Origin of the sequence: Spongiimicrobium salis (genome assembly GCF_043678055.1) — a bacterium.
In the GTDB taxonomy this organism is placed as follows: Bacteria; Bacteroidota; Bacteroidia; order Flavobacteriales; family Flavobacteriaceae; genus Spongiimicrobium; species Spongiimicrobium salis.
Genome location: NZ_JBHEQA010000002.1, coordinates 322265 through 345639, shown reverse-complemented (window position 1 = coordinate 345639; position 23375 = coordinate 322265). Strand labels below are relative to the sequence as shown.

The 23375-nt window shown below is 39.6% G+C and carries 18 protein-coding genes; 6 read left to right on the top strand and 12 right to left on the bottom strand.

Translation table 11 applies throughout. The features are described from left to right. On the top strand, window positions 1-735 hold the full coding sequence (locus tag ACEXOE_RS10885) for a 4'-phosphopantetheinyl transferase family protein (protein WP_394748811.1): 735 nt from the start codon (window positions 1-3) through the stop codon (window positions 733-735). A gap of 48 nt (window positions 736-783) precedes the next feature. Beyond that, on the top strand, window positions 784-2106 hold the full coding sequence (locus ACEXOE_RS10880; protein WP_394748810.1) for a nucleotide disphospho-sugar-binding domain-containing protein: 1323 nt from the start codon (window positions 784-786) through the stop codon (window positions 2104-2106). 171 nt (window positions 2107-2277) lie between these two features. Here the strand turns inward: ACEXOE_RS10880 and ACEXOE_RS10875 are convergent, their stop codons facing one another. The 10 genes from ACEXOE_RS10875 to ACEXOE_RS10830 form a co-directional block, all read right to left on the bottom strand. Further along, complete coding sequence (locus tag ACEXOE_RS10875) at window positions 2278-3357, bottom strand: amidohydrolase family protein (RefSeq protein WP_394748809.1); 1080 nt, start codon at window positions 3355-3357, stop codon at window positions 2278-2280. Window positions 3358-3461: 104 nt separating this feature from the next. Continuing rightward, on the bottom strand, window positions 3462-4394 hold the full coding sequence (locus ACEXOE_RS10870) for a DUF4097 family beta strand repeat-containing protein (RefSeq protein WP_394748808.1): 933 nt from the start codon (window positions 4392-4394) through the stop codon (window positions 3462-3464). Between the two features lies 1 nt (window position 4395). Beyond that, window positions 4396-5013 carry a HEAT repeat domain-containing protein gene (locus tag ACEXOE_RS10865; protein WP_394748807.1) on the bottom strand — a complete coding sequence of 206 codons (618 nt, stop codon included), beginning with the start codon at window positions 5011-5013 and terminating at the stop codon, window positions 4396-4398. After that, entirely contained in the window at window positions 5010-5546 is a 537-nt protein-coding gene (locus tag ACEXOE_RS10860) for an RNA polymerase sigma factor (RefSeq protein WP_394748806.1), read from the bottom strand. Before ACEXOE_RS10860 ends, ACEXOE_RS10865 begins: the two co-directional genes overlap by 4 nt. Before the next feature lie 124 nt (window positions 5547-5670). Then, complete coding sequence (locus tag ACEXOE_RS10855; RefSeq protein ID WP_394748805.1) at window positions 5671-6288, bottom strand: nucleotidyltransferase family protein; 618 nt, start codon at window positions 6286-6288, stop codon at window positions 5671-5673. An 18-nt stretch (window positions 6289-6306) separates the two neighbouring features. Then, window positions 6307-7389 (bottom strand): ThiF family adenylyltransferase, encoded by a 1083-nt coding sequence (locus tag ACEXOE_RS10850; protein ID WP_394748803.1) that lies wholly within the window; start codon window positions 7387-7389, stop codon window positions 6307-6309. Continuing rightward, window positions 7382-7978 carry an NTP transferase domain-containing protein gene (locus tag ACEXOE_RS10845; protein WP_394748802.1) on the bottom strand — a complete coding sequence of 199 codons (597 nt, stop codon included), beginning with the start codon at window positions 7976-7978 and terminating at the stop codon, window positions 7382-7384. The genes ACEXOE_RS10850 and ACEXOE_RS10845 overlap by 8 nt, the downstream gene beginning before the upstream one ends. 111 nt (window positions 7979-8089) lie before the next feature. Continuing rightward, window positions 8090-8344: a MoaD/ThiS family protein gene (locus ACEXOE_RS10840; RefSeq protein WP_394748801.1), complete on the bottom strand. Its 255-nt coding sequence runs from the start codon at window positions 8342-8344 to the stop codon at window positions 8090-8092. Window positions 8345-8346: 2 nt separating this feature from the next. Then, window positions 8347-10572 carry a xanthine dehydrogenase family protein molybdopterin-binding subunit gene (locus tag ACEXOE_RS10835; RefSeq protein ID WP_394748800.1) on the bottom strand — a complete coding sequence of 742 codons (2226 nt, stop codon included), beginning with the start codon at window positions 10570-10572 and terminating at the stop codon, window positions 8347-8349. 102 nt (window positions 10573-10674) lie between these two features. Continuing rightward, a complete protein-coding gene (locus ACEXOE_RS10830; protein ID WP_394748799.1) occupies window positions 10675-11136 on the bottom strand; it encodes a (2Fe-2S)-binding protein in 462 nt (153 codons plus the stop codon). A gap of 278 nt (window positions 11137-11414) precedes the next feature. Between ACEXOE_RS10830 and ACEXOE_RS10825 the strand changes: the two genes are divergently transcribed. From ACEXOE_RS10825 to ACEXOE_RS10810, 4 genes are all read left to right on the top strand, one after another. After that, window positions 11415-12509 carry a vWA domain-containing protein gene (locus ACEXOE_RS10825; RefSeq protein ID WP_394748798.1) on the top strand — a complete coding sequence of 365 codons (1095 nt, stop codon included), beginning with the start codon at window positions 11415-11417 and terminating at the stop codon, window positions 12507-12509. 147 nt (window positions 12510-12656) lie between these two features. Then, window positions 12657-13484, top strand: a complete 828-nt coding sequence (locus ACEXOE_RS10820) for an OmpA/MotB family protein (protein ID WP_394748797.1) — start codon at window positions 12657-12659, stop codon at window positions 13482-13484. A 245-nt stretch (window positions 13485-13729) separates the two neighbouring features. Beyond that, window positions 13730-16579 carry a carboxypeptidase-like regulatory domain-containing protein gene (locus ACEXOE_RS10815; protein WP_394748796.1) on the top strand — a complete coding sequence of 950 codons (2850 nt, stop codon included), beginning with the start codon at window positions 13730-13732 and terminating at the stop codon, window positions 16577-16579. A 2-nt stretch (window positions 16580-16581) separates the two neighbouring features. Next, the gene (locus ACEXOE_RS10810; RefSeq protein WP_394748795.1) at window positions 16582-21147 is read left to right on the top strand and encodes a TonB-dependent receptor plug domain-containing protein; all 4566 of its coding nucleotides are present in this window, start codon (window positions 16582-16584) and stop codon (window positions 21145-21147) included. Between the two features lie 8 nt (window positions 21148-21155). Here ACEXOE_RS10810 and ACEXOE_RS10805 read toward each other — a convergent pair whose 3' ends face one another. Together ACEXOE_RS10805 and ACEXOE_RS10800 are read right to left on the bottom strand one after the other, a co-directional pair. After that, window positions 21156-22625 (bottom strand): M14 family metallopeptidase, encoded by a 1470-nt coding sequence (locus ACEXOE_RS10805; RefSeq protein ID WP_394749626.1) that lies wholly within the window; start codon window positions 22623-22625, stop codon window positions 21156-21158. Between the two features lie 55 nt (window positions 22626-22680). Continuing rightward, on the bottom strand, window positions 22681-23370 hold the full coding sequence (locus tag ACEXOE_RS10800) for a peptidoglycan recognition protein family protein (RefSeq protein ID WP_394748794.1): 690 nt from the start codon (window positions 23368-23370) through the stop codon (window positions 22681-22683). Window positions 23371-23375: the final 5 nt, after the last annotated feature.

Genomic DNA, 23375 nt, shown 5'->3' with positions numbered 1-23375 from the left:
TTGATCCATAAATTAAAGCATAAAGATGAGTTACTTCCGTCCAACGTGCACATTTGGAACGTTAGCTCCCTTATTTCGGAGAAACAGGAACAGGCTTATTTTAATTTGCTCTCGGAAGATGAGAAATATAAGGCCTCTAGATTTCGATTTGTTAAAGATAGACGTACCTATATCACAGCAAGAGGGGTTTTACGCTGTTTAAGCGGGGCATATTTAAAAGAACCTCCTCAAGATATTGATTTTGATTATGAAGCCTATGGAAAGCCCCAGTTCCGAAAGCCTACTTCATTACAATTCAATGTGTCCCATTCTGAGAATTATATTGTAATAGGTTTTGTCCAAGACCATGAAATAGGTGTAGATATAGAATATATGAAAAATAATTTTGACGTTATGGAAGTAGGGCGAAATTTTTTTTCAGCAACAGAGCTCCATACGTTGGAATCCATGGGTCAAAAAAATCAGTTCGAGGGTTTCTACCGTTGTTGGACGAGAAAGGAAGCCTTTATTAAAGCAAAAGGCATGGGGCTTTCTTTTCCTCTAGACGCCTTTTCAGTGACCTTAAACAATGACATGATCGCACAACTTATAGAAACACAATGGGACACATTGGAAAGGGAAAAGTGGGATATGTTTTCCTTCAGTCCCAGAAAAAGTTGTATCGCGGCGATTGCCGTAAAAGGAAAAGTGAAATCCGTATCTATCAATTCTTGGCAACATAACCTCCTAAATTAATTTTGTAAGCATGATATTCTTAACCAACCACTTTAGTCCTTCCGTAGTATGTCACATATAGCGATCATAGTATCTGGGTTAACAGGAAGACTCCATTCTAGTTTTGAAATGGCCACTAGGTTGCAGTCAGAAGGGCATTCCATTACCTATCTATGTCCGGAGGATGTGCGGGAGAAAGTGGAACATCAGGGTTTTTCCTATCTACAATTGCCACAGATCATTTTTAACTTCAGCCCTCATGCATTAGGGGTTTCCTGGACAAAACGTTTTCTGTACCATATTAAAAACTACGCAAATCATTACAATATTGGAAAAAGAGCACTTGGATTAGCGGAATACGAGAGCATCTTAAAAAAACTCCAACCCGATGTCGCCCTCATTGATATGGAATTGCACGATATTATTTTTGCAGCATTGGCCGTCAACATTAATGTTAAGCTATACACCGCCTGGTTTTCCAACAAAATAAGCACCCGCTTGCCTCCATTGCGATCTACTATTGTTCCCAATAAGGAAGGCCAAGGAAGGCGATTGCATATTGTGAAAGCCTGGTGTATTATACGTGCAAAAGTATGGGCAAGGCTTTTGGTCAATAGACTTACATTTAAAAATTATAGGCGTAGTGTTCTTAAAACATATGCGCAACGTATCGGTTTTCCTACACGAACATTGATTCCCACGAATATGCCTCCTTTATTTACATTTACTTCGCTTCCCATATGGACCATGAACATTAAATCCATGGATTTCCCTCATATTCCGCCCAAAAATCTGCGCTATATTGGACCAATGGTACATGTTGGTCGAGATATTAACAATGATGTAGCTGCCTTGGAGCAAAAAATAGATACCATTGTGGCTACCAAAAATCAATCCCATAAAAAATTGATCTACTGTTCTGTTAGTAGTTTTGTTAAAGGAGATGTTCATTTTTTAAAAAAAGTTGTCCAGGCAGTAGCTACAGAATCCAATTGGATATTGATCATGTCCTTGGGAAGGCATATCGCAGTTAAGGATATAGGAGATATTCCGCCCAATGTGCATTTGTTTGACTGGGTTCCTCAATTAAGCGTCTTAAAAGCTAGCGATTGCAGTATTAATCACGGTGGCATCAATAGCATTAATGAGTGTATTCATTTTTCGGTGCCAATGTTAGTTTACTCTGGAAAACGCTTTGATCAAAATGGAAATGCAGCACGAATTGCCTATCACGGTTTAGGCATTCGCGGAGATAAAGACACGGATAGTCTAGAAGAGATCAGACAGAATATTCGAAGTATTTTTACCGATACACAGTTTAAGGAAAACATTGCCATGGTTCATGACATGTATAAGGAATATCAGCAAAAGAAGTTAAGTGCATATTTATAAGTGCTCAAAGAGCCTTTTTATCGAACGGTTTGCCCTAGGTCAACGAAAGATACAAAGTAAAAGAAATCCCTTGCTTCTTGAGTGAAACAAGGGATATTTCTTACTATTTTTTTGGCGATGCATATCGAAGAAGAACGTGTAGCCCTACTCCCCTACAGCAGAGATTTATCCTTATTCAAATAGGCTTTTATCTAATCCCGGAATAAGTTTTAATGCATTTTTATAGTATACTTTTTTCAACACTTCATCGGGCAGTCCCAGACCGTACATGGACCAGAAGGCATGATATTTTTTATAATATGGAAAGTACTCATCATTGCTTTCCAATACTCTAAAATAGGTAGGAAACTCCTCGGGTTTCCAACTGTCTTTTCCAAATAGTATTCGATCCTGGTATTTTACAAAAAACTGATGGGCAAATCGAGGTTGCCTCCCCAATTCTGCAATAACTGCACCTATACCCACATACATATTGGGCATTTCATCCAAAAGTTCCCCCAATTTCCCTAGATTATTGGCATACCATCCCATATGTGCATTCACAAATTTTGTTTTAGGATGTTTTTTGAACATGCGATGTTGTTCATCAATAATCTGCTGCCAAGGCACCGGGTCCGTGGCAGAGCGTTTTCTTCCAGGGCGTGTTTTTAATTCCAACCAGCGTTCATTATCCTTATCAAAGGGGTCCCAAAAAGATTTAGGGTCAGCCGAGTGAATCAATACTGGAATCCCGAGTTCCGCGCACTTCGCCCAGATGGGATCTAAGCGGGCATCATCTACAGCAATTCGCTGGCCGTTCACATCCTTATTTCGTAAGCCAAGGCTTTTGTAAACTTTCAACCCCTTAGCCCCATTCCGTACATCCGCTTCCAACTGGGCCGCTGCTTTAGTTCCCCAATCTGGCGTACCGACCTTCTCAAAATTGACATTGGCAAAGACGGCAAACCTATTTGGATAATTGCGTTTTGCGTTTTCAATGGCCTTTTTAAGATTATCCCCTGATCCTCCACTGAGATTCACCATTAGCCCCATATTCATGTTATCCATGTCCTTTATGAGTTGGGATAAATCTTGGGTAGCCATACGGTATTGATGGCCATGTACATCAATAAAAGGAAATCTGGCCTTTTTGATTTCCTTCCCCGGAACCACCAAAGTAGATTTTGGATTATAGGCTTCAAAACTCATCTCTTGCGCCGGGGAAAAACTGTAGGTCATTGCCCCTACTACAAACAATACTACTGTCTTCATCTTTACCATAGTCTGCAAAATAACTATTTTATTTCCATTTATATTCTCAATAAAAATATAAATCTATGGCTGTTAAAACGAATCTATTTTATGACTTCATGGTTTTATTTCTTACGGAGATATACATTTCCATAGCCTGCATTCAGTTTCATGCTAATATTACTTTTATTTAGTTGTAACTGCATTGCCTTCATTCCTGAAACAATGGTTTCTTCCGTAATCTTAAAGTCAATATCGCTAAGAATACGACTACCAATGGCTCTAACACTCAAATTGGCATTTTCGGGTAATTGTACATCAATATGGCCGTCATTGCTAATAATAGAATATAACTCATTAGGTTTCACTTTGTCAAAAACCACTTTAACGTTCCCACCTAAAGTATTTGCAAGTACTGGTCCGCTTACATCGATCAAAGAAATAGAACCAAAAGAAGACGAGATTTCGGTTTCTCCCTTAAAGTCCTTCAATTCCCAAGGTTTAGATCGAAGAAAAAAACTATTTGCCTTTGTTTTTTTACAGCCTTTGGTATCCCAAAACAATTTAATACTATTGGGAATTAATAGTTCGTATTCTTTGTTCAAAACCAATACCTGTCCTTGTCCTTTCCCCGAATCATAATCTTTAATTAGAAGTTCCCCTTCTTTTAATTCTATATCCAAATACAAATTATCGGCAGGGTTGGTAGATTTTGTGCCCAAGGGCTTTAAACCCTCTTCTAATTTCCGTTCAGTAAATCCATTCGTTAGACTTCTATAAACACGAATAGCATCGGCTTTTGTGCTCTTTTCTGGATTTGCATTTTTTCCATTTTTGGTAATCTTAGGTCTATATCTTTTGGAATGCTGTCCTTCTACTAAAAAACTATTGTTCTGTACTGTTCTAATAATCACTTCATCTCCATCATAACCGCTGATCTTCATATGGGAGGAGGAACAAATTTTTAACACTCCACTGTTGAATTTAATTTTTTTCTCTTGGCCTATTGCTGCGATAAAGAAGCAACATACCAAACTTATAGTTATCCAATTTCTCATCTTATTCGTTTTTTAATTTTAACATTGCCAATGTGGCATTTTCCTTGACCACAGGAAAGGTTTGTTTATCTTCGATAAGCTGTTTTAAAGGCTTTTTCGCGCGCTTTTCCCTTAAAACGGTCACTGATTGTATTAATTTAATTTGAACCAATGGTTCATGCTCTTCTTCCAAAGCTTTGATCAAATGCAAACGTACTTTCTCATTCTCCGAAAATTTGACCAAGGCATCGATCGTTGCAATTTTTACGTTGTTATTTTCATCTTTATGTAAAAGCGAAAACAGGGTTCCCAATATTCTATCATCCTCTTCTTTGTAATTTTCCTCCACATCATATACTGCCTGTAAACGTTCACTGGCCACCTGGTCTGACATGGAATAGATCAGTTGCTCCCGTACTTCATCTTTAACCGTCCTATCTTGTATGAAATAATAACCAAGCCCCATAAGAAGACAGACACTGGCCGCAACAGCAAAGTATGTATAGCTGTTTGTTTTTTGTTTTGATGACGTATGCAATGTATTTTTCAATTGCAATTCAAAGTCTTGTGTTGCGTCCAGTGGCATTTTTTGGTCTTCAAAAGCCGTTCTATGTTTCTCTATATATTTTTTTAAACTCATAACTCCATTTTACGTTCCAGTTGAGATCTTAACAACTGTTTTCCCCTTCGGTATTGATTTCGTACCGTACTCTCATTTAAACCCAAGCATTGGGAAATCTCCTTATGGGAATAATTTTCAATCAAATACAGTACGACAATAACCCGATATCTATCTTTCAATCCTTCTATCGCCTTTTTTACTACGGCAATAGGTGGATACTGCGATTCTTCCAATTCTGCTTCTGTTTCATCTTCCAAAAGCATGGGATTGGTTTCCAACCAACTCATGGTCTTTTTTTCTTTGAGCATATCCAATGAACGATTGATCGTTATACGCTTTAACCATGCTCTTAAATTCCCTTCGTCGTCTATTTGGTGGATGCGTTGAAACCCTTTGATAAAAGCATCGTGTACAGCATCTTTTGCATCATGCTCGTTTCTAAGAATACGCAAGCTGGTATTGTACAAACTATCTTTATGTAATTTGTACACTTGCATTTGCGCTTTATAACTATTCTCTTTGCAAGCTTGTATTAAATCTGAATGCTCCAAATACGACTATTTGATTGATCGGTTTATAAGTATAACCGTAGACTTTCGATAATGTCTCATTTTTTTTTCAAAAAAAAGTGATCCTTAAAGGAATTTACACCCTTATCTGCTGGAATTAAAGATATTACGACTTGCTAAAAGTATCCGCCCTTAATCTTTTGTAGGCTTCCATTGTATCCAGATCAACAGCTTTTCCTAAAGCATTTAATGCCAGAAGTTTCTTTTTATTGGCGTGGAGAATCTCTTTTGCCCCATAATCCTTGGATAAAAGAATCATCTCCTTAAAATAGACCTGATCGAAAAGGGCGGGGACCCCTTTTTTCTCATCATAGGCAGTACAAACAATACTGTTCTTTGTCAATGTAAAGGTAGTGATCATCTTATTTAGATAGGTCGTATCGATCAAAGGTTGATCTCCGAGCATAACGAGTACTCCCCTATAGTTTTTGTTTGCTTCTTGAAAATAACGCATGCCCGTGGCTATAGAAGTTCCCAATCCTTCTTTCCAATTGGAGTTTGTAAGAAAATGAATGTCTTTTATGGGGTTGATCTCGAGAATTTGAGGTGCATTGGCACCAAGGACAACATAGATGTCCTTAATCCCGGTGCCTTGGGCACTGCGGATAGCATTTCCCAATAAAGTGGTATCGCCCCAGGGAAGAATTTGCTTGGGCGTTCCCATACGAGTGGATGATCCCGCTGCCAAGATAAGTATTGCAATATCTGTTTTAGAAACCTCCATGATCAAGTAGCCTCACAGCTATGTAGTAGTTTGGGCGATCGTCCTATTATACTGATTTATTCCTCCCGTTACATTAAAGAAGGTAGCTTCCTTAAATTTTGTCTGTAATTGTTCCAAAGCCATTTGACTCCGTTTTCCAGACTGACAAATTAAATAGGTATCCTGCGTGGGATCAATTTCATTCCAACGTTGTGAAAGCTCATCAAGAGGAATATTAAAGGCCTGGTCCAGGTGTTGTTGTCCAAACTCTTCCGGAGTACGCACATCGATGAGCTGAAAGGTGGTTTTGGCCTTTAGCAGTTTCAGTAGGTGTTCTGTGCTAACAGATGCTTCAATGCCACAATATAACGTATCATAGGACTGTTGCAGGGTGGTAACCTTGGCATAGTCCGAATGCCGCTTAAAGTTTATTTTTTGCATAGCCTGAGTTAGGCCACTATATAGCAACAATTTACCAGACAGCACCTCTCCCACTCCTGCAAGTACTTTTACCGCTTCCAAGGCCTGAAAATTCCCTACGATTCCAGGGATTACGCCCAATACTCCATTTTCATTGCAATTGGGAATTTCTTCACTTGATGGCATTTTAGGAAATAGACATCTATAGGTGGGGCCACCCTTATAATTGAATACGCTAACCTGACCCTCAAAGCTATGCAGCGCACCATATACAAAGGGTTTATTCAATAATACGCAGGCATCATTGACCAGGTAGCGTGTTGGGAAATTATCGGAAGCATCCACAACGAGGTCATAGTCTTTTATAATTTCTAAAGCATTATCCCGAGTTAAAAAAGTGGAATAGGTTTTAAAGGAAGTCAAGCTATTTTGCGCTTGCAATTTTTCCAAAGCCACTTCAAGTTTTGATTGCCCTATATTGTCCTCTGTATAAAGGACCTGCCGTTGCAAATTACTAAGGTCCACAATATCCTGCTCCACCATTCCCAAAGTACCTACGCCCATGGCATTTAAATACTGCAATACAGGGATACCAAGGCCGCCCACACCAACGACCAAGACGCTGGAATTTGCTAGTTTTTCTTGGGCTTCAGGACCAAATTCTTTTAAAGTGGTCTGTCGTATGTACCGATAATCACTCATGGGAATTCAATTTATCCAACGCTAAAGTATACTCTTCTTTGGAGTTGGCATTAAGTAAGACCAATTCATTGTTGGGGTGTACCAATCGCACCTCGGAATTAATTAAAAATTTACGGGGGCAGGTACCATTGCCCGCATCCAAATAGGCCTTTGAACTACGCAAGGCTTCAGGTTCCCACAGAGCACATAAAGGCTCTGGTAATTGACTTTCCCTCGTGGCAAAGGCTGTTGCAATTTTTGACATATCCCTGGATTCCAACAATTCTGTTATTCCTTCATAGTCCATCAAGGGAAGATCACAGGCCAAAACCAACCATGTAGCCTCTGGAAAAGCATCATGTGCACTTAGTAGTCCATTATAGGGACCCCTGTATTCATTTTTATCCAGGATATAGTCCATATCCTTGGGTAAGTCTGCCTGCTGATCGGAACGAACACTCAGAAAGGTTCTTTCACATATTTTATTCAACAGATGATAAAGGTGCTCCCTTTGGGGAAGTTCATGATACACAATATTCCCTTTATCTGTTCCCATCCGTGTACTTTTTCCTCCGGAAAGTACAAGGCCATATATTTTTGTTGCATCCATTTGTATCAAATATAAATCAATTCCATTACAAAAACCCTTTTTTAGTCCCTATCACAACGGATAGGTTTTAAAAAGGGTTTGGTGTGTATTCCTTTTAATGACTACAACTTCTTATCCTCCACTAACCGGAGGAATCAAAGCCACTTCATCAAAAGCATCGATTACCGTGGTATCTTCTGCATAGGCATTATTTACTGCAACTGCCATGGAAGATAATTTCTGGAGATCGGGATATGTATTGGATAAATAGGTTTTAAGTTCTCCTACCGTCTTGGGTGACTTCCCTCCCATTCCATTGGACATGGGGAGTGATAAGGAAGACGCGCCTATGATATCCTTTGTTATTCCAAATAATAAAATTGTCATTCTTATCCTATAATTTCTTTTTTCGGCATTTTTAATAGTTCCGGATTCAAAGTGAAAGGCTGATTGTAGATCCTATTTCCCGTAGCAGCTTTCAAGGCATTGGCAACTGCTGCACCTGCAGGTGGGAAGGTTGGTTCTCCTAAACCTGTTGGCGCCAATTCATTTTTCACAAAGTGTACTTCTACGGTAGGAGCTTCTTTCATTCTTCCCAAGCGATAGCCGTCAAAGTTTTGGGCCTGCGGTACGCCGTCTTCAAACGTAAAGTTTCCAAACATGGCATGTCCTACGCCATCCACAACACCGCCTTCTGCCTGATTTTTAGCCCCTAATGGATTCACTACAATACCACAATCGATTACTGCGGTAACTTTCTTCACTACGGGCTGTCCGTTTTCTATTTCCACATCGGCAACTTCCGCCACATGCGTGTTATGACAGTAATAGGCCGAGAATCCTTGATAAGTATTTCCTCCTTTATTTCCCCAATTGGATTTTTCGACCACTTCATTGATCACCCCTTCCAAGCGTTCTGGAGAATATTGAATGAATTCGTCATTATGTCCTTTTACCTTTTGCAACAGATCCAATTGTAATTGTACGCGATCCACGCCCATCATTTCTGCCAATTCATCAAAAAAACTTTGTTCGGCAAAAGAAAGGAAATTGGTATAAGGAGCCCTCCAGGCGCCAATAGTAATATTGCTCTGATAATTTGCAGTATCTACCTGATAGTTTTCAATGGCCCCAGCGGGGAAGAAATTGGGAATTAGACCATACATATTGCTGTTAACAGCCGCCTCTTTTAAATGATATCCTGTAACCTTCCCATTCTTTACGGAAGCTTTTATGCGATACTTAATTGCTGGTCTGTATACTCCAGCGGTCATATCGTCCTCCCTAGAGGAAACCATTTTTACCGGTTTATTTATTGCTTGGGAAATCTCGGCAGCCTCCAATACAAAATCGCTGTACAGACGTCTACCAAAGCCACCTCCGATACGGGACATTTCCACACTAATATCGGCTACATCCCTTCCCAGCATCTCTGCCACGGCACCTGCTGTAGATTCGGGGGTTTGTGTTGGGCCGATCAAACGTATTTTATCTCCGGTAACATCTGCAAAGAAATTCATGGGTTCCATACAGTTATGTGGTAAAAATGGAGATTCATAGGTACGTTCCAAAATCTGATCTGCCTCGGCAAAGGCTTTTTTGATATTTCCATCCGAACGGCGGGTATTAAAATCATTGCCATCCAGAATTTCCAATAATTTCTTATCATGGAATGCTGTACTCTCGGTAGGCGTTCCTTCGGTCCAAGTAGCTTTTAAGGCTTTTTTTCCTTGAAAAGCTTCCCAGGTGGATTTAGCCAATACCACAACTTTGTCCGTTTCGCCCAATTTGGTGGTCCAGTTCTGCCGTTCTTGCTTTAATAAATCTCTTCCTTTTTGTCCCATTCGGATAACATCGATCACACCGGGAACTGCTTTGGCCGCAGTATCATCATAGGATTCCAATTTCTGTCCAAAAGCGGGAGGTCTCAAAACAGCGGCATATACCATGCCTTCTGCCTTAAAATCCATTCCATATAAAGGTTTCCCTGTAATGATTTTATCGATATCCACATTTTGAACGTCGGTTCCGATCACCTTAAAATCTTTAGGTTCCTTTAACGTAACGCTTTCCGGGGTTTCCAGAGTAGCCGCTACTTTTACTACATCACCGTAAGTAAGGGTATCGCCATTGGCATTTGTAATGACCCCCTCACTGGTGGTACATTCGGAGGGGTCTACGCCCCACTGTTTTGCAGCGGCATTGACCAACATCTGCCTTGCCGTTGCCCCGGTATTGCGCAAGGCATCCCAGCCTTGGCGTATCGATTGGCTACCCCCGGCAACCTGGCGTGTAAAGTTCTCCGTATCCAAAACGGCCTGCTGCACATAGACATCCTTCCAAGCAACATCCAGTTCTTCCGCAATGATCATGGGCATGGATGTTTTTACGCCCTGTCCTATTTCCGGGTTGGGAGAAAAAATTGTTACCGCCCCATTGTCGGCTATTTTAATAAATGCATTGAAATCATTGAAATCCAGTTGGGATATTTCTACCGTAGGTGCTGCCTTAGGCTTACAAGAGGAAAATAAATTGAATCCGATCAATAATCCTCCACTCGCTAAAGAAGAGGTCCGTATAAAGTTTCTTCTGTTGAATGTTATAGGTGTTGACATGTTTTTTTCTTTAAGTGTTTTTCCGTTCAATTGGAATCGTACTGTCCTGTGATTTACAAAAGGAATGCTACAGTCCCATGGAACATGTTTATTTATTTAGCATTATCCCATTTTATCCGCTGCCATTTCCACAGCTCTATAAATACGGTTGTATGACGAACATCTGCAAATGTTACCATGCATGGCATTTTTGATTTGCGCTTCGGTCGGATTTGGATTTTTTTCCAAGAAAGCAGAGGCAGTCATCATCTGACCCGCCTGGCAATAACCACATTGGGGCACGTCTACAGCTTTCCATGCCACTTGCACCGGATGGGAACCATCTTCTGATAAGCCTTCAATAGTCGTAATTGTTTTTCCTGCTGCGGCACCAATAGGAAGTGAACAACTGCGAGTTGCATTTCCATCTACATGTACCGTACATGCTCCACATTGCGCTATCCCGCAACCAAATTTAGTACCCACTAAATCCAAGTGATCTCGCAACACCCATAAAAGTGGTGTGTCTTCACTTACATCTACAGTTCGGGATTTACCATTTACTGTTAATTCAAACGTTGGCATAATCTATGTTTTTAAGGTGATTGTGTTCTGTGTCTCTAAATATCCTACAAGTTACCAAAAATAAAACTTGTCCATTTTTTATTTAACAGTACGACTTTCATTTTAACAGTTTATTAGTAATCCAATCTTTCATTCCCTACTGGACATATGTCCCTTGAAGTATGGATAAGGAATGAAAATGGACGTACTTACTTAACATACTTTAACATTTATTTGGATTTATCCCTATAATTTTCGCTGTTTTTGAGCGTTTTTTATCTGAACATAAAAACTGAAAAATGAAACTTTACGCCAAAACTTTAACATACCTTTCCCTTTTATTTTTAGTGGTTTCCTGTGGAAATGCAGATGATGATGTACGCTTTAATCCTAATTTTGGGGATGGCGGATTGGGTGAAGGCAGAACGGTTGATGAATGTCTTGATCTGGGCGAAAATCAATTGATTCTATCCATTCAAGATCAATTCACCACGTTGCCCGGAAAAGTCTCCATATTTTTTAAAGTTTCTGATACCAATGGTGCTCCTGTTCCCAATTTAACGGCCGATCAATTTACGATTTATGAACAGGGAAGGAATGATGATTGCTTCAACACCATCTCTTCCTCGGAATCCCTAGCCCGAATTTCCCCCAATTCCAGAATATTCACAAACAACACTTTATTGGTGCTGGATTTGAGTAACAGTGTCCTTAGCAGCAGCCTGGACGAACTAAAAACAGCATCCATTAGCTTTATCGACAATGTGGTTCCTGATACCGCCCAGGAATCCTTTCAAATGGCTATTTATTGGTTCGACGGGGAAGACGAATTACACTTATTGAATCCATTGACTGCCTCAAAAGAAGAGCTAACAGCCGCAATAAATGGAATTACGCCCGATATCAGCAATGACCCTTCCACGGATTTGTACGGAGCGGTGATCAAAGCCACCGATATTGCCGAAAACTTGTTGGATGAGAGTCGGCAAAATGATGTGATCAGTGCTGCTTCCGTGGTAATTTTTACGGATGGTACCGATCAGGCCTCGAGGTTTACCGAAGATGCGGCTTTACGCAGCGTGAGAGAGGCGAATTCCAACATTTCCTTTTTCTCTATTGGTTTGGGAAGTGAAATAGAAACACAAACCTTAATGGAAATCGGAAAAACTTTTAGCGTATTTGCAGGGAATGCCCAAGAACTGGAAAATACATTCAATGATATTTCATTTCGAGTTTCCCAGCAAGCCAATAGTTTTTATTTGTTCGAATATTGCAGTCCAAAACGTGATGGCAGTGGAAATAATAATCTAGCCATTCAAGTAGTTTCCGGGAATTCCCAAGGTGCCGTACAAACCAGATTCAGTGCCGATGGCTTTACCGGAGGTTGTGAATAAACCTAAAAAAACAGCAAACAAAAGGCGCTCTTTGAGTGCCTTTTTTTATTTGGAATGACTTTTTTCTCTCTTCAAAACATCTTTTTTTTATTTCGGCACGTATACTATTGCACAAATAATTTTTAAAGAACTAAATACATTTTGAAAATGAAAAGAATCATCCCCATTATCTTAGGTACCGCATTGACCCTGACGTCATGCGTTTCTAAAAAGAAATACCTCGCTTTGGAAAACGATTTGGCCACCACCAAAAGCCAGTTGACCAAAACACAGGTAGAGAAGGAAGATTTGGAATCCAAAGTTTCCAAAATTGAAGCAAGAGTTGAAGCTTACAATGAAAAAATCAATTCTCTCAAAGAAATCAATGACAGTCAATTGACCTCTATCGATGATGTTGCTGTCATGAGCAAGAACACCAGGGATAAAATGCGCGCCACATTGGCGAAAGTAGATCCCAGTGCTTTAGCTGAGGCTAAGACCATGAAAGATTCCATTAATTTGGCCGTTTCCTACAATCTAAAAAAATCCATTGCAGATGATAATGACGATGTCAATATTGATATTGACAAGACCGTTGTAATGATCAATATCTCTGACAAGTTATTATTCAATAGTGGTAGCTACCGCATAAGTAATAAGGCCAATACTATTTTAGAAAAGATTGCCGGTGTCATTAACTCCGAACCAAGTATGGAAGTCATGGTAGAAGGCCATACCGATTCCAGAACCATTAGTACCGCATTATTTCAAGACAACTGGGATCTTAGTGTAAAAAGAGCCACATCTATCGTTAGAACACTACAAGAGGATTATGAAGTGGACCCCGCTAAACTCATTGCAGCAGGACGTAGCAGTTATCAGCCTTTGGTAGACAATGATACCAAGGAGAACCGTTCCAAAAACAGAAGAACCAGAATTGTTATTATTCCTAACCTAGATAAATTTTTCGCACTCCTAGAAGCGGAAAACTTATAAGCTATTATTATTTTTTCTAATTTCTCTAATGCTTCAAAAGCCATTCTTTCGGGAATGGCTTTTGTTTTTGTTTAGCCTCTGAATATCCTTGTTACATTGCCTGCACAGTCATTTCTTTGATGCCCGTCTTTGTATCTCCTCCACCAAAATATATTTTCCCTCATCCAGAGGGACAGTTCCCTCAAACTGGATTTTTTTTTCTTCCTGCAGCTCATAGTTTAGTACCAGACTAATAGACCAACCCTATGAAAAAACCAAAAAAAACAGGATTCCTTCTCTTCATATTGCTCTTGTCGAACTTTTCCATCTGGGCACAATCTGGTATTATTTCTGGGAAATTAACCGATAGTAATGGTTTACCCTTACCCGGTGTAAGCATTGTTGTTGTGGGAAAGAATACTGGGACGCAAAGCGATTTCGATGGGAATTATAGCATTGCTTGTTCTATTGGCAATACCTTACGCTATTCTTATTTAGGCCAAAAAACCAAATACATTGTGGTGAACGCGGATATGTTCTCCAAGGGGGTTTCTAAGGCTATGGTAGAACAAAAAAAAGTAGAAGCCATAAAAAGCGATGCCTTTGCTAAAGCCCTGGAAAAAGTTAGGGACACTTCGCATAGTATAAAAAGTATATTGGAAAGTAGTCATACCTATAATCGTCAAAAAGGTTCTTTACCGTATAAAAAAATCAAAAAAATTGAGTTTGGCAAAGACGAATTGAATATCACGTATTTTAGTCCAGATGTTTTTTTTGAACTTGGGGTCAGTTCCAATTCGGCCTTGCAATTCATACCACAAAGGAATTTACCCAAAATTCAGAATACATTTAGCCAAGGAGGCCCTTTCAATGGCTCTATTGCCTTTTTGGGGCCAGAAACGGACAATTTCTTTTCGTATGGCCCTGCATTATCCACTTTGGAATTTGACGGAAGCGACTCCCCCTTTGATCAAAATGGTTCCTTAGTTCCCCTAAACTCTGGAAACGGTGTTTCGGCCATTGCCTATGACAATACTATTTTTGAATCGGTTGGAAAAACAACCAACACAGCTTTTTTTAATCTAAACACAGATCAGGATTTTGGCGGTATTGATTACACCCATAGCACCGCTAAAGACATCTATGGAAGAGAAAAAAACAGGGCTCAGCATCTCAACTTAAGATATAAACACAATGCTCGTGACCATAGCATTTATTGGGATACTTTTCTAAAATTGATCCATTCCAAACAGAATCAACCCAATACGAATGGATTTCAAAACAATATCCTACAACAGCTATTGGCAACTCCCGCAAGTTTTGATCTCAACCAAGGAGAGGTACTTCCTAATGGAGAGCAGCGTAGCTTTAGTGCTGGTCGTTTTAACAATCCTCGTTGGTTATTATCTTCAAATACCAATCAAACCAAAAATCGGACTTTTATTGCTGGTCTTACCAACAAATTCAATATTCTGGATGAGTTTTCTTTAAAGACCATATTGAGTTACCAAAGTTCTAAAAACCGACAAGATTTTGGTGTATTACCAGGTACAGTTGGATTTTTAAACGGATTTCAAACGGATAAAACTTTTAGGGAGCAACATATTGACCTAAGCTTAAATTTCAATTACCATACTTATTTAAGTGACAGCATGGACCTAGACATCTTAAGTACCATTTTCTATGATTACGATCAACTTAACTTTATTTTTTCCGAAAGAACCGGGATAGCCGGTAGCACGGTTACCCCACCACCTTCAATGAGATTCATAGAAAGAGATTTAAACAGGAACACCTATCGTTTTTTCAATAAAATTTCCTTGGAACTATGGGAATGGGAAACCACATTGTCCTTCACTAACAATAGTTTCCTATCCTCTATACAGCCTTCAAAAACTTGGCTGCCAGGTCTTGAACTGAAGACCGATATCAGGCAACTCTTTGACTGGCACGGAAACTATCGCTTTATGCTTACCGCTTCCTTTTCCAACGATGTCAATTACCTGCCGTTATACTATGCCAATCAAAGCCATAATGCCTTGCGATTGGAACCAGAAGAAAGTCTTAGCTATACCACAAATCAGGATCTTTTCGTAAATGACGATTTAGAACTAGAAGAAAAAAGGAGTTACGAAATAGGCGCTGATTTTACTTTTCATATTCCCTATGCCCCTATCGATTTAAGCGTGATTTATTATCGTAACACCACCAGAAAAAGTGTATTCCCTGTATGGGATCAAAATCAATTTGTTTTAAAAAACAGTGCCGATATTCAAAGTAAAGGCTTTGAAATAGAGTTGGGCAGCCATATCAGAGGTGGATATAAAAATTTGTCATATCACCCCAGCATTGTCTTTTCAACCTATAGGACCGAGGTTTTAAGGGTCGCTGATGGAGATGGACCATTACCTATTGCCGGTTTTCGTTCCATTTCCAAAAATCTGATTCCGGGAGAAGTTGCAGGCGTAATTGTAGGTTCAAGGTTCGAACGAAATGCAGAAGGTGCCCGTATTATTGATGCCCAAGGTTTTCCCAAAGTTGCAGAGGAACTGGGTATCATTGGTGATCCTACACCCGATTTTAACTTGGGGTTTCAAAATAGGTTTTCCTGGAAAGGATTTGAATTGGATTTTCTTTTGGATTATCAAAAAGGAGGCGATGTGTGGAATGGCACCCAGAATGTGCTGAATTATTTGGGAAGATCACAGCAATCCGCCCAAGAGCGCTCTATTACCAATTTTGTATTTCCCGGTGTCACCGAAACTGGAAATCCCAATACCACAGCCGTCAATTTTGCGGATCCGGGAATGGATATCTCTCAAAATCGTTTTATACGCTACGGCTATGACGGCGTGGCAGAAGAAGCTATTGTTGATGGTAGTTATGTAAACCTTCGCTCTTTTCATATTGCTTTTGACTTTGCCCATGGAAAAGATGAAGGTTTCTTCCGAAAGTTTAGTGTAGGCATCTATGGGAAGAACATTTTTACATACGCCAAATATAAAGGTGCCAATCCTTACAGCAATTTATTCGATCAAACTGCCGGGCAGGGTTTGCATTTTTTCAATACTCCCTTAACCAGCGAGTTGGGTATTCAGATGAACATAAAAATATAACTATGAAAACCATTCAAACTTTTCTACGGAGCGCTTTACTTTGGATTGTTGTCCTACTATGTGCTGCCTTTACACTTTCAGACAAAACGGCAATAGGCCTTGAGAAAATATATACCCATACCGATCGTCCTTTTTATTTTCCAGGGGAGACCATTTGGTTCAAATCCTATATTGTGGATAGCGAGAATAAAGCCACAACCACGAGCGATGTTATTTTTGCCGAACTCATATCGCCAAAAGGCATTGTAGTAAAAAGTTTAAAGCTAGATGTACAACAAGGATATGCTTATGGGGATTTTTTTATTGCCAACGACTGGGTGGGCGGTATGTATACCCTAAAAATGTATAGTCAGTGGATGAAAAATTATGGAACCTCCTCTTTTTTTACCAAAAAAATTCCAGTCCAAAAAGTGGTTAAACCTAAACTACTTCTACAATTGAGCTTCGAAAAAGAAAGTTATGGGCAAAACTCAAAAGTACAGGCAAATTTTGAGGTTAAAGATTTAAAGAATAATCCCTTGCCCAACAAAGAAATCACTTTTTCGGTCCTGTTGAAAGGCAAATCATTTCTCTTAAAAAAAATAAAGACAGGTAGTGAAGGAAAGGCAAAGCCTATTTTTAATCTGCCCGATACCTTAAATACTGCGGATGTGGTCTTAAATATTCTTGTGCCGTATAACGAAACAACAGTTTCTATCTCTCGTAGTGTTCCCATTACCTTAGATACCATTGATCTCCAATTTTTCCCGGAAAGCGGAAAACTTTTGGAAAAAACCAAAAATCACGTGGCTTTTAAAGCTTTGAATGAATTTGCCAAACCTGTAGATGTAGCCGGAATCATTACTGATGAAAACGGGCTTAGAATTACTGATTTTACCAGTTATCACAATGGTATGGGCGGATTTTATCTCAGCCCGGAAGCTTCCAAAACCTATTATGCGTTGATTACCTCTCCCTTCCTCTCCAAGAAGAAAATAAAGCTTCCTAAAGTCCACAGCAAAGGAGTCAATTTTATCCTGGAAAGCACTCCTAAAAATGCCACTTTCCATATTTACAATACCACAAATACAGCTCTATTCCTAGAGGTTTCAAACGCCTCCCAGCTTTTACATCGTCAAGAGGTAGCTTCTGATCAAACTCCCTTATCCATTCCTACCACAGCATTTCCCGCAGGTATAACGAAATTTTCCCTAATGGATTCACAAAGAGAAATTTTAGCGGAACGTCTGGTGTTTCTCAACGCATCTAAAAAGTTAGTAGTTCGTATTAACTCGGATAAAGAGATCTATGAAACTCGGGAAAAGGTGATGATTCACATTAAAACTACAGATGAAAAGAATAGTCCCGTTCCTGCAAACCTATCCCTCAGTGTTGCTGATAATGCCCTCTTGTCTTTTGCTGACGATAAACAAGATCATATTTCCTCCTATTTACTATTATCCTCAGAATTGAAGGGAAAGATCTACAAACCCAAATTTTACTTTGATGAAGAAGAGCCCAAATCCAAAAAAGCACTGGATTACGTCATGCTTACCCACGGATGGCGCAACTACATCCAAAACGATGTCTTACCCCTTAAAGAAGCAGTTTATAAGCCTGAACAAAAAGGCTTGCAAACCATACAAGTCCACGATACCGATGGCAATCCCATTCAGGCCAATATTTTACTTTTTGATCGTTACGGCAACAAAGTACTGGTAGATGAGACACATAAAAATGGTAGTTATACTTTTAAAATTGCCGAGGGAATACATCATATTCTTTTGGCTTATAGAGAAGATAAAAAACAACTTCGCATTGTAAAAGGGAACACCACCACAGGCACAAAATCCGCAAAGAACAAGACAAGCCATCCTAAGGATTTCAGCGATGTAAAGGGATTTAAAGCTGTTGTAAAACCGCTTCAAAAACCAATACAACAGCAGGTTATAGCTCCTATACGTTTGGAAGAGGATAGTGAATCCTTAGACGAAGTTGTCGTAGTTGGATATGGTTCAATGGCAAAAAGAAACCTGAGTGCCAGCGCTGCTTTCATACATAGTGAAAATCTTCAACAATATCAGAGTATCGCCAGTGCACTTCAAGGTCAGGTGGCGGGGGTACAAATTAATACTACAGGCAGCGCCACTTCCAAGGATACCTCCATTATCATACGGGGAGCAGCTGCCATTTCTGGGAACAGTCAGCCTTTATACATTTTAGATGGGGTACCCATTAATTCCCGGGATGTTAGCGTACTACACCCCTCAAGAATCTCCTCCATAACTGTTTTAAAAGATATTGCGGCAACCACATTATATGGTACCGCAGCAAGCAACGGAGTGATTCTCATAAACAGTAAAAATGGCGCAAAAGACTACGGTCGGAAAAAGAAGCTACATAGTTCCAAATACAACAATTATGCAACGGCTCAATTTTATTCCTATCCCTATTATAGCAACCATCGTAAAAAACAATTTTATGTTCCCCAGTATACGGGAAAGGCACTTCCCCATGAGCGTTCGGATTTCAGGCAGACCATTTACTGGAATCCAGTAGTACAGACCGACGAAGCAGGAACAGCTACACTTGAATTTTATAATTCCGACGCCATAACTTCCTTTAAAGTTACTGCAGAAGGTATAGGGTATAACGGATTGGTAGGCAGGGCTGAAAAGGATTATAGTACCAAAAAGGTACTACATATCGATGTTAAGACCCCTAATTATATGGCGGTCAATGATACCGTAGTTTTACCCATGGTCATTAGCAATAATGCCAGCAATTCCTTTAATGTTCAGTTATCATTTGAGCTACCGAATTCTATTAAACCTTTAGAAGATTTGCCCAAAACCATCTATATAGAGGCCAACAGTACTATAACTAAACCTATAAAGATTATACCTCTTAAAGTAGACACTAAAGGTACCCTTGGAATTACGGCAAAATCCTCCTATTACAATGATGTCGTACAAAAAGATATAAGCATAATAAGTCCTTATTTCCCAACGGAGGCCAGCCTATCCGGAAATAAGAGTCAAGCTTTCCAATTCAATGTAGCACAGGTTGTCCCCAAAAGTTTAACCGCCGAATTCAACATTTATACCGATGTTATAGGCGATGTTTTGGATGGCATTGAGGGGATGATCAGAAAACCCTATGGTTGTTTTGAACAGACTTCTTCCAGTACTTACCCCAATATCATGGTTCTGAAATATTTAAAAGAAAGCGGAAAAAGTAATCCAAAGATAGAACGGCGGGCTTTGAAATTTATTAAAGAGGGCTATCAAAAGTTAATAGGTTTTGAAACCAAAGAAGGGGGCTTTGAATGGTTTGGGGATACGCCTCCCCATGAAACCTTAACTGCCTATGGAGTTTTGGAGTTTACAGAAATGAAGGAAGTTTATAAAGGGGTTAGTGAAAAAATGTTGAAACGAACTGTAGCATGGCTTATGAGTCGGAGAGACGGTAAAGGCGGATTTATGAAATCGAACAAGGGATACGACAGTTTTGCCAGCTCTCCCAAAGATGTCGCCAATGCCTATATTGTATATGCGCTTAGCGAAGCGGGAATCCAAGTAGATATCCAAAAAGAATATGAATATGCCTATAACGAAGCCTTAAAGAGCAAGGATGCCTATCGCCTGGCCTTAATGACTCTGGCTAGTTATAACTTTAATAAGAAGGAAAAAGCGCAATTGCTTCTTCGGGAAATTAAAAAGCATATTGCGCAAAACGGTTTTTCCGAATTGCCTGTTTCCCATACCATTACACGTTCTTATGGTAACGGGAAAATTATTGAAACCTCGGCATTCACGGTATTGGCCTTGCTAAGGGAAGAACAAAAACATAAGACCTATATTACTCAAGGCATTGAATCTATTTTAAAAAACAGAAAACACGGACGTTTTGGGGCTACACAATCTACAGCAATGGCCCTAAAGGCATTGATCGCTTACACTAAAAATTTTAAGAGAGATATCCTCTCCGCCGAAGACAACATCGCTTTGACCATAAATGGACATACGCTTAGACGTGCTTTGGAATATACCCCAAATGGCATCATTAAAATACGGGATATTGCAAAGTATATTACTTCAGGTACGCAAGAAGTTCAGGTGGAATTTAGTTCCAATAAATTGCAGTTTCCTTACAGTTTAGTCCTGCAATGGGACAGTTATCTACCCGATTCTTCCGAGGCCTGTAAAGTACTTATGGATACCCATATCCCAGTGAACAATTATCGTGTTGGGGATATTATTCCTATGAAGGTAGATATTAAGAATATGGAAGCGAAAGGAATTCCCATGGTGACGGCCATTATCGGCATCCCTTCCGGAGCTTCATTGCAACCCTGGCAGTTGGAGGAGTTCTTGGAACAGCACAAAGTGGCGTATTACGAACTCTCCGAGAATTACATTATTTGTTATTGGCGCGAATTTAGGCCTAAAGAAACAAAAACATTACGCTTTAGCCTAAAAGCAGAAATTGCAGGAAGCTATACCGCTCCAGCGAGCAGTGCATACCTCTACTATAGCGATGAGGATAAACAATGGATTCCAGGGGAAAGTGTTGTCATTGAACACTAAACCGTATACTATCTATAGATCATCCCATTACCGTTCCAATTGAACAAGATTGGTTTAAAGCCTTTGGTAAGGCTTATATAAGAACCGTTGATCACGGCGCTTAATATTTCCCCATTTTTTTCCATCAAAAAAGTGGGGTTCTGCCCTATCTCTATACGAAATTCCGGAATTTCATAGGACTCGCTTATCAGGTGCAAGGGGCTGTGATCAAAGGAAAGTGCGGTAGAAGGGATTTTCTTTACCCTGACATAGGCATAGCCCTCCTTTAACAATTGTGCAAAATCCAAATCTTTTACGGCTTCCATATTAGCCATTGTTTTTGGGTACACTTTTCCCTGACGCAAGGTATAGCCCTCTCCATTGACCGTTTCATAGCCATAGTAGGTAGATAAATCGCCTTGATCGATAATACGACTACTATACCAAAAATCATTATGCCCTTCCTTATCTACTTCCAAACGATGGATCCCAATATCTATGGTATAGGGTTTTCCCAAGAGCTCATAGGTTACGCCTTCTATTTTTAGATCGAACAATTTACGGTCGTTCTGAGGTATTTTTTCATAATCTTCCAAAGGTATCTCTTTGTAATTCCCTTTGGCAATAGTATATATGGCGGATAAGATGGAAACATAGTTCAATTTTCGTATTTCCTGTTTTTCAATATCGTTTGGATATCCCCCGGATTCAATCAGAATAGTGCTAGTGCCCCATTTTTGGATATTATCCCCAAATGCCCTGGGCTCAAAATCGTCACTATAGCGCCCTACTTGTCCAGGAGCATATTTTTGTATGATCGTATTCATAAAAACAATGACTTTCATTGCGTTTCCTCTCACTGCGTTCACTTCTCTTTCATAATTATAGGGAGGGGCCAAATACGATATGGTTGCTGGTTTATTGGTCAATTCTGCATTGTAGTAGGTACTTTGATCGTGTAGATTAAACCCAAAATCAGCTTCAAGACTATCCCGAACTCTTTTTAAGGTTCTTCCTTCCGGGGATTGCAAACGCAGGGCATCTCGGTTAATATCTATTCCCAAGGTGTTTCTTCGCTGGTATACCTCTGCTCCATCGGGATTGAGCATCGGTAAAAAATGTAATTTGAGATTGCTTAGAATGGCTTCTTTTTCCGCTTTAAAACTATCACTATCCAGAAAGTTAAAAATATCGAATATGGCCTGGGATGCGGTAGGCTCATCCCCATGCATCTGTGACCATAAGAAAACATCGATTTCCCCCGTCCCTATGCTGATCAATGTTAAATCCCTACCTTCAATGGAGGTTCCCACCTTATTTACCGTGAATTTTGGATTTTGCCTATAGTGGTCAATCAATGGTTGTAGGTCTTTGTGTTTTATCCTTCTTTTTCCAATACTTGATTCTTTATAGGAATCATAGGTATCGTACAATTCCGTGGTAATACCTTCGTCAATCGCCTTATTGGATTCTTTTTCCTGTGCTTGCCCACAGCCCATGGTTAGCATAAATGAAAGAAACAATAGTGTATATAATTTAATGGACATGTCTGTCTTATTTTTTAGGTGTTGGTTTAAAATTAAATTCTGTAGTGGCCTGACGCACTTTAGTTAAAAAATCTTCTCCCGGATCCGTTTTTAAGGTGCGATATCCATCGTCTTTTTCCAACCAAAGCGCATGTCCTTCAAAATTGGTGTATTCGTAATGCCCAATTACATATTGGATATCATACTTCTCTGCCAGATAGCGTACCAATTGAATATTGGCTTCTACTTGTTCCTGAGTCAGCGGTTTATCATCTTCGCCCCCAACATTTTCAATGCCTATAGCACAATGGTTTAAACCAATAACATGTCTTGCCATCGTGGTTTCCGGCATTAAACGATATATGGTGCCGTCTTGGTCTACCAAAAAATGTGAAGATACATTAAGCCCACTGACATTTTCAATGTCCGGGCGCCAATTGGGGAGTTTAGGTTTTTCAAAAGCTTCAAAAGAGGCTTCCAAAGTTGGTATAACGGTCCAGTGCAATACAATCATCTTGGGGTCGATTACCGGCAACTTCTGTTCCAATCCATACCGATCGGACAAATACTCCAAGGTCAATTGCTTTCGTTCTTCATTAAAAATTATGGGCTTATCCACAATTTTTATGTCATTGGAACAAGAAAAAATAAGTAGTGTAAGAAGGCTGATTCCAAAAATTCTCATGTCGTCCAGATAATTGGTTTTAAAAGTACGCATTAATC

Coding starts and splice junctions, on each gene's coding strand:
- ACEXOE_RS10880 (WP_394748810.1), top strand. CDS start 784: ATGTCACATATAGCGATCATAGTATCTGGGTTAACAGGAAGACTCCAT.
- ACEXOE_RS10875 (WP_394748809.1), bottom strand. CDS start 3,357: ATGAAGACAGTAGTATTGTTTGTAGTAGGGGCAATGACCTACAGTTTT.
- ACEXOE_RS10870 (WP_394748808.1), bottom strand. CDS start 4,394: ATGAGAAATTGGATAACTATAAGTTTGGTATGTTGCTTCTTTATCGCA.
- ACEXOE_RS10865 (WP_394748807.1), bottom strand. CDS start 5,013: ATGAGTTTAAAAAAATATATAGAGAAACATAGAACGGCTTTTGAAGAC.
- ACEXOE_RS10855 (WP_394748805.1), bottom strand. CDS start 6,288: ATGGAGGTTTCTAAAACAGATATTGCAATACTTATCTTGGCAGCGGGA.
- ACEXOE_RS10850 (WP_394748803.1), bottom strand. CDS start 7,389: ATGAGTGATTATCGGTACATACGACAGACCACTTTAAAAGAATTTGGT.
- ACEXOE_RS10845 (WP_394748802.1), bottom strand. CDS start 7,978: ATGGATGCAACAAAAATATATGGCCTTGTACTTTCCGGAGGAAAAAGT.
- ACEXOE_RS10840 (WP_394748801.1), bottom strand. CDS start 8,344: ATGACAATTTTATTATTTGGAATAACAAAGGATATCATAGGCGCGTCT.
- ACEXOE_RS10835 (WP_394748800.1), bottom strand. CDS start 10,572: ATGTCAACACCTATAACATTCAACAGAAGAAACTTTATACGGACCTCT.
- ACEXOE_RS10830 (WP_394748799.1), bottom strand. CDS start 11,136: ATGCCAACGTTTGAATTAACAGTAAATGGTAAATCCCGAACTGTAGAT.
- ACEXOE_RS10825 (WP_394748798.1), top strand. CDS start 11,415: ATGAAACTTTACGCCAAAACTTTAACATACCTTTCCCTTTTATTTTTA.
- ACEXOE_RS10820 (WP_394748797.1), top strand. CDS start 12,657: ATGAAAAGAATCATCCCCATTATCTTAGGTACCGCATTGACCCTGACG.
- ACEXOE_RS10815 (WP_394748796.1), top strand. CDS start 13,730: ATGAAAAAACCAAAAAAAACAGGATTCCTTCTCTTCATATTGCTCTTG.
- ACEXOE_RS10810 (WP_394748795.1), top strand. CDS start 16,582: ATGAAAACCATTCAAACTTTTCTACGGAGCGCTTTACTTTGGATTGTT.
- ACEXOE_RS10805 (WP_394749626.1), bottom strand. CDS start 22,625: ATGGGCTGTGGGCAAGCACAGGAAAAAGAATCCAATAAGGCGATTGAC.
- ACEXOE_RS10800 (WP_394748794.1), bottom strand. CDS start 23,370: ATGCGTACTTTTAAAACCAATTATCTGGACGACATGAGAATTTTTGGA.